The sequence below is a fragment of the Streptomyces albospinus genome, from assembly GCF_014648695.1.
Classification (GTDB): Bacteria; Actinomycetota; Actinomycetes; order Streptomycetales; family Streptomycetaceae; genus Streptomyces; species Streptomyces albospinus.
Map to the genome: position 1 here is coordinate 3,836 of NZ_BMRP01000049.1, position 5,526 is coordinate 9,361.

The 5,526-nt window shown below is 74.2% G+C and carries 5 protein-coding genes; 2 read left to right on the forward strand and 3 right to left on the reverse strand.

The window, feature by feature from the left end:
- Positions 1-8: 8 nt before the first annotated feature.
- The 3 genes from IEZ17_RS35425 to IEZ17_RS35435 all read right to left on the reverse strand — a co-directional run bounded on the left by IEZ17_RS35425 (position 9) and on the right by IEZ17_RS35435 (position 4,383).
- On the reverse strand, positions 9-1,424 hold the full coding sequence (locus IEZ17_RS35425) for a DUF1996 domain-containing protein (RefSeq protein ID WP_189307580.1): 1,416 nt from the start codon (positions 1,422-1,424) through the stop codon (positions 9-11).
- Positions 1,425-1,712: 288 nt separating this feature from the next.
- Positions 1,713-2,369 (reverse strand): DUF4142 domain-containing protein, encoded by a 657-nt coding sequence (locus tag IEZ17_RS35430; protein WP_189307516.1) that lies wholly within the window; start codon positions 2,367-2,369, stop codon positions 1,713-1,715.
- Positions 2,370-2,493: 124 nt separating this feature from the next.
- Positions 2,494-4,383, reverse strand: a complete 1,890-nt coding sequence (locus IEZ17_RS35435) for an AMP-dependent synthetase/ligase (RefSeq protein WP_189307518.1) — start codon at positions 4,381-4,383, stop codon at positions 2,494-2,496.
- 165 nt (positions 4,384-4,548) lie between these two features.
- Here IEZ17_RS35435 and IEZ17_RS35440 point away from each other — a divergent pair, with 165 nt between their 5' ends.
- The gene (locus IEZ17_RS35440; RefSeq protein WP_043264485.1) at positions 4,549-4,854 is read left to right on the forward strand and encodes a DUF6412 domain-containing protein; all 306 of its coding nucleotides are present in this window, start codon (positions 4,549-4,551) and stop codon (positions 4,852-4,854) included.
- A 184-nt stretch (positions 4,855-5,038) separates the two neighbouring features.
- On the forward strand, positions 5,039-5,526 hold a 488-nt coding region (locus IEZ17_RS43330), incomplete at its 3' end, for a YidC/Oxa1 family membrane protein insertase (protein ID WP_229852961.1).

Sequence of the window (5,526 nt, forward strand, 5' to 3'; positions counted from 1 at the left end):
GTGCGGGGTCAGGAGCAGGCGCGCCCGCTGTTGATGCATCCGACCGCCCGGTTCATCAGCCCGTCCGGCATCACGTCGATGAAGTCACCGTGGTCCGTCACCGGCTTGCGGAGCTGCTCGGGGAAGCTGTCCACCGCGAAGCTGTCGCCCGGCGGGACGTCGTAGGTCAGGCGCTCGACGAGCTGCGGCACCGCCGTGAAGCCCTGCGGGCAGCCGCCGTTCGGGCCGGCGAAGGCCATGTGGTCGCGGTGGTTGCCGCTGTCCGTGGTGCGGCCGTTCCAGCAGCCGGGGAAGGCCAGCGTGCGGACCACCTGTGAACCCTTGGGGCACAGCGGGTACTTGTCCTTCAGCTGCCGGTTCTCGAATCCGGTGCAGCTCCAGGAGGCATGGGCGTTCTTCGGCCCGTTGGTGAACGCCTTGGCGTCACCGGTGATCACCCGCAGGAAGCGCGGCATCGCCCGTACGGCGCCCGTCTGGCTGCCGCGGTAGGTCAGGGTCACCGAGGCCGGGGTCAGCACCGAGCCGGCGTTGCCGTCGCTCCCGGCGCCCGGCTGCGGCGAGGAGGTGCCGTCCAGCTTGCGCAGCACCGGCCAGTAGTACGTGGACAGATCGCCGTTGGAGCAGGTGGTGCCGGAGGCGGCCAGCGACTGCTCGGTGGAGAACGCGTCGGTGGTTTTGTTGCCGACGTAGTCGTGGGTGTGGTGGGCGCCGTTGGTCACGCCCGGGGTCACGATGACGTTGTCGGAGTTGAAGTGGCCGTTCTCGTTGCGCCCGCACGCGCTGGTGAAGGTGCCGGTGGACGCGCCCCGGCCTCTGGGCGTGAGGAACGGCGGGCCGCCGGCGCCCGGCGCGACGGTGGTGATGTCCGCGAAGTCGTCCCGCGAGGGCCCGGTCTGCTGGTGGTTGCCGCCCTGGTGCTGGTTCTGCGTCTGCCCCTGGCCCTGTGGCCGGCTCCGGTTCCCGCCCCAGCCCTGGCTCCCGCTCTGGTTCCGGCGCTGGCTCAGGTCCCGGTCGGGAGTCGTCCCGGTGGGCATGGTGGTGCAGGCGCTCATCCGCATCAGGTCGTCCGGGCGCCGGGCGCCGCCCTGGGCGATCGCGTCCGCCATCGTCCCGATGGTCTGCCGGCGCTGCTGCTCAAGGGCGCCGAGCGTGGCGCCGCCGCTGCCGCCCGCCGTCATCGCGTGGTACGCGTCCGACACCTGGCGGTCGAGGGCGGCCAGCCCCTGCGAGACCTGGAGCTGGGCGCTGTGCGGCACCGTCCGCAGGTTCTCGCCGACATCGGGGCAGGAGATGGTGGCGGCGGTCGCGGTGAGGTGCTGATGGCCCGGTACGGGGGCCGGGTCGGAGTTGTGGGCCAGTGCAGTGCTGGCGATGGCCGTCAACGCGCCGCCGCCCAGCAGGAGGGCCATCGCGGCGACCGTCATACGGGTGCTCAACCGCGAGCGTTTGTGCGCCTGTTGGCGTTGCTGGCGGCGCTGTGGGTGGGTCCGTCGGCTCATGTTCGGGATCACTTCGCTTCGTCCGGTGTGGGGAGGGGATGGCGCTGGGACTGGGAAGGGACGGGAAAGGGACGGGAAAGGGACTGGGAAGGGACTGGGAAGGGACGGGAAAGGCTGCGGATGGTGCGGGGGGAGGGAAGGGGAAGGGCTGGGGATGGTGCAGGGGAGGGGCAGAGGGGGAGGCCGGGGCAGGTGGCGGCGCCGGCGGCTCGGTCAGTTGCTGTGCAGCGTGCCGAAGTCGACCTGGCCGGTCTGCTCCAGGACCGTGATGTGGTCCAGGACGACGGTGTTGGCCCGGTTGGCCAGGTCGCGTACGACGGAGTTGCGGGTCTGGTCGCGGACGAGCGCGACCAGGCCGAAGACCTTGCCGTGGGACCGGCGCAGCAGCTCCGCGAAGAGCGGGGCGAAGTTCTCGTCCGAGGCGGCGCCGAGCTGGTCGAGCCAGCCCTGCTGCTCGGCGGTCGGCTGGTTGGGCAGCGGAATGCCCAGCTGCTGCCCGGCCTCCCGCGACCGCCGGTCCAACTCGGTGTGGCCGGCGACGAGATGGTCGCCCGCGGTGCGGACGGCGGTGGTCCGGCCGCGTGCCTGGGCCTGCCGGCCGGCGGGCATCTCCCACAGGCCGGCCAGCCGGACCTTGCGGACGAAGTCCCGGTCCATCGCGGTCAGCGGGCCGTACCGGGTGTTCACCGTGCCCCCGCCGTCGTCGTCGTAGCCCACCGTGTTGGTGGCCGCGGACGCGCTCTCGCCGAAGAGCTGCACGGGCAGCAGCAGCGCCGTGAGCGTGGCCAGCAGCGCGCAGACCACCAGGCCGGTGGCGATGGCCCGCCCGGAGGCGGGGGACTTCTTCCTGGTGCCGGGGATCGACCGCATGACCGGGACGCTAGGCGCCGCACGGGCCGCGCGGCGCCGGATCCTCACCCCTGGACAAATACCGGTCCGCGCCGCCGCGGCCCTGCTAGCGTCCCCGTGTGCGGTGCGGGCCGGTACGCGCTGGTCAGCCTGCGTACAGCGCGTCGATCTCGGCCGCGTACGTCCGGGCGATCGCCGCCCGGCGCAGCTTGAGCGACGGCGTCAGCAGCCCCGCCTCCTGGCTGAACTCGCCCGGCAGCACCCGGAACGCGCGGATCGACTCGGCGCGCGACACCGCCGCGTTCGCGCGCGCCACCGCCCGCCGCACCTCGGCCTGCAACTGCTCCTCCGGCGACGGCACCCGTGACGCGGCGCCGGTGTCGCCCGGGTCGCCGTCGCCGGCCGCCGCCTCGCAGCGCAGCCGCCGCCAGTGCGCCAGCGCCTCCGGATCCAGGGTGATCAGCGCGGCCACGTACGGGCGGTCGTCGCCCACCACCACGCACTGGGAGATCAGCGGATGGGCGCACAGCCGCTGCTCCAGCGCCTGCGGGGCGACGCTGGAGCCGCTGCTGGTGATGATGACGTCCTTCTTGCGGCCGGTGATGACGAGGTAGCCGTCCTCGTCGAGCCGCCCGAGATCGCCGGTCGGCAGCCAGCCGCCGTACCGGCCGGGGGAGTTGCCGCGGTAGCCGCCGCCGGTCAGGTCCGTGTCGTCGAGGTATCCGGCGAACACCACCGCCCCGCGCACCCACACCTCCCCGTCCAGCGCCAGGTGCACCGCGCTGCCCGGCAGCGGGCGGCCCACCGTCCCGAACCGCACCCGGCCCGGCGGCTGGACGGTGATCGCCCCGCTGGTCTCGGTCAGGCCGTAGCCGTCGTAGACGGTGATGCCGGCGCCGGCGAACAGCAGCCCCAGCTCCCGGCGCAGCGGTGAGCCGCCGGAGACGGCGGTGCGCACCCGGCCGCCCAGCAGCGCGCGGATCCGGGCGTACACCAGCCGGTCGTAGAGCGCGTGCCGGGCCCGCAGCCACGGGCCGGGGCCGGGGCCGGTGCCCCGCGCCCGCGCCGCCTGCGCCTCCGCGTGGCGCACCGCCACCGCCATCGCCGCGTCGAACATCCGCCCCCGGCCGGCCTGTTCGGCGGCCATCCGGGCGCGGGTGGTGAGCTTCTCGAAGACGTACGGCACCGCGAAGAGGAACGTCGGCCGGAACGACGCCAGCGCGGGCAGCAGTTCGTCCGACGCCAACTCCGGCTGATGGCCGAGCAGCACCCCGCCGCGCAGGCACGCCACCTGCACCATCAGCCCGTAGATGTGCGCGAACGGCAGGAACGCCAGCAGCGACGGGCGTTCGCCGGGCGCGGCCAGCAGGCCGCCCCAGCCGGCGAGGAGGGTGTCGCACTCGGCGGCGAGATTGGCGTGGGTGATCACGCAGCCGCGCGGCCGGCCGGTGGTCCCCGAGGTGTGCACGATCGCGGCGGCGCTGTGCGGGGCGACCGCATGGCGCAGCCGGTGCACGTCCGCCTCGGGCAGCCGGGTGCCCTCCTCCGTCAGCCGCCGTACGCAGTCCCGGTCCAGCTGCCAGATGCGCCGCAGCGCCGGGTTCCGGTCGGTCTCGTCGCACGCCTCGGCGACCGTCATCGCCTGCGCCTCGTTCTCGACGACGATCGCCGCCACCCGCGCCCCGGTGAGGATGCACCGCAGCTGCTCGGCCGACGCGGTCGGGTACACCGGCACCAGCTGCCCGCCGACCGCCCACAGCGCATAGCTGAACAGCGTCCACTCGTACCGCGTGCGGGACATCACCGCGACCCTGGTCCCCGGCCGGATCCCGTCCGCCAGCAGTCCTCTGGCCAGCCCCGTCACCTCGTCCCGGAAGGCCGCCGCGGTCACCTCGCGCCAGCCGCCGGGGGCATCGGCGTCGGGGCGGGCGAGCTGGGCGAAGTCCGGGCGGTGCGCGGCCGTCTCGAACACGGAGTCGGCGAGGCCGCCGGTCCGCAGTGGAGCCGCCAGGGCCGGGACGCTGATGTCGCGCATGGGACCTCCCTCGGGTGGAGGGAAGTTACCGGCAGGTTTCCCGGCTGCCCAGGAGTATGGCTACTCTTGAGCGGAAGACGACAAGTCTTTGTCGGGGAATGAGTCTTTGTGACGGCTCGCGGGGCGCGAACGGCCCACCGGGCCACGGGAAGAGGAGGACGCCGGATGTACCGCATCGCCGATGCCTGGCGGCTCTACACCTCCGCGCTGTTCTTCCTGCTCGCCGGACTCCTGCTCGCCCAGACCGGTCTGACGACTGCCCTGACGGCCGCCGCGACCACCGCCGCGCTCCTGCTGCTGTGCAGCGCCCTCGCCCTGGCGGCCACCGCCCGCCCGGTGCCACCGGGCCGGATCCGCACGGCCATCCGCGACCGCGAGCGCCGTACCGCGTTCCTGCCGCAACGCGACCCCGATGCCGCCGGCCGCCCGCGCCCGCGAGCACCGGGCCGCGCCCTCCCGACGGCCGCGTAGACGCTCCGGCACCTCGGCACAACTCCCGGGCATTCCCACGGGTGTTCACGGCACCTCCGGCGGCAGCCCCGCTGCCCCTGGCGTGCCTCCCGCCCGCTTGCCCCGCCCCGGTGCCGGTGCGCGTCCACGCCGCTCGTCACGCCGATCCCGTTCCGGTACGACGAGACCCGTGGAGGGCTCACCCATGTCCGTTTTCGGCTTCCTCGGCGATGCGCTGGCGCGCGGCGCCGACACCCTCGCCCCGCTCTTCGGCGCCTCGGCCACGGCCGTCGCCATCGTCCTGTTCACCCTCGGCGTGCGCGCCGCGCTGCACCCGCTCGCCCGCGCCGCGGCCCGCGGCGAGAAGGCCCGTGCCGCGCTCGCCCCGCAGATCGCCGCACTCCAGCGCCGGCACCACGGCGACCGCGAACGGCTCCAGCAGGCGGTCTCCGAGCTCTACGCCAAAACCGGCTCCTCGCCGCTGGCCGGCTGCCTGCCGTCGCTGCTCCAACTGCCGGTCTTCTTCGTGATGTACCACCTCTTCACCACCGGGAGCGGCGCCCTGCTCGGCCATACGCTGCTGGGCGCGCCGCTCGGCGGCAGCTGGCGCCGGGCGCTCGCCGACGGCGGGGTGTTCGGACCGCACGGGCTGGTCTACCTGGGGCTGTTCGCGCTGATCGGGGCGGTCGCCAC

Coding starts and splice junctions, on each gene's coding strand:
- IEZ17_RS35425 (WP_189307580.1), bottom strand. CDS start 1,424: ATGACGGTCGCCGCGATGGCCCTCCTGCTGGGCGGCGGCGCGTTGACG.
- IEZ17_RS35430 (WP_189307516.1), bottom strand. CDS start 2,369: ATGCGGTCGATCCCCGGCACCAGGAAGAAGTCCCCCGCCTCCGGGCGG.
- IEZ17_RS35435 (WP_189307518.1), bottom strand. CDS start 4,383: ATGCGCGACATCAGCGTCCCGGCCCTGGCGGCTCCACTGCGGACCGGC.
- IEZ17_RS35440 (WP_043264485.1), top strand. CDS start 4,549: ATGTACCGCATCGCCGATGCCTGGCGGCTCTACACCTCCGCGCTGTTC.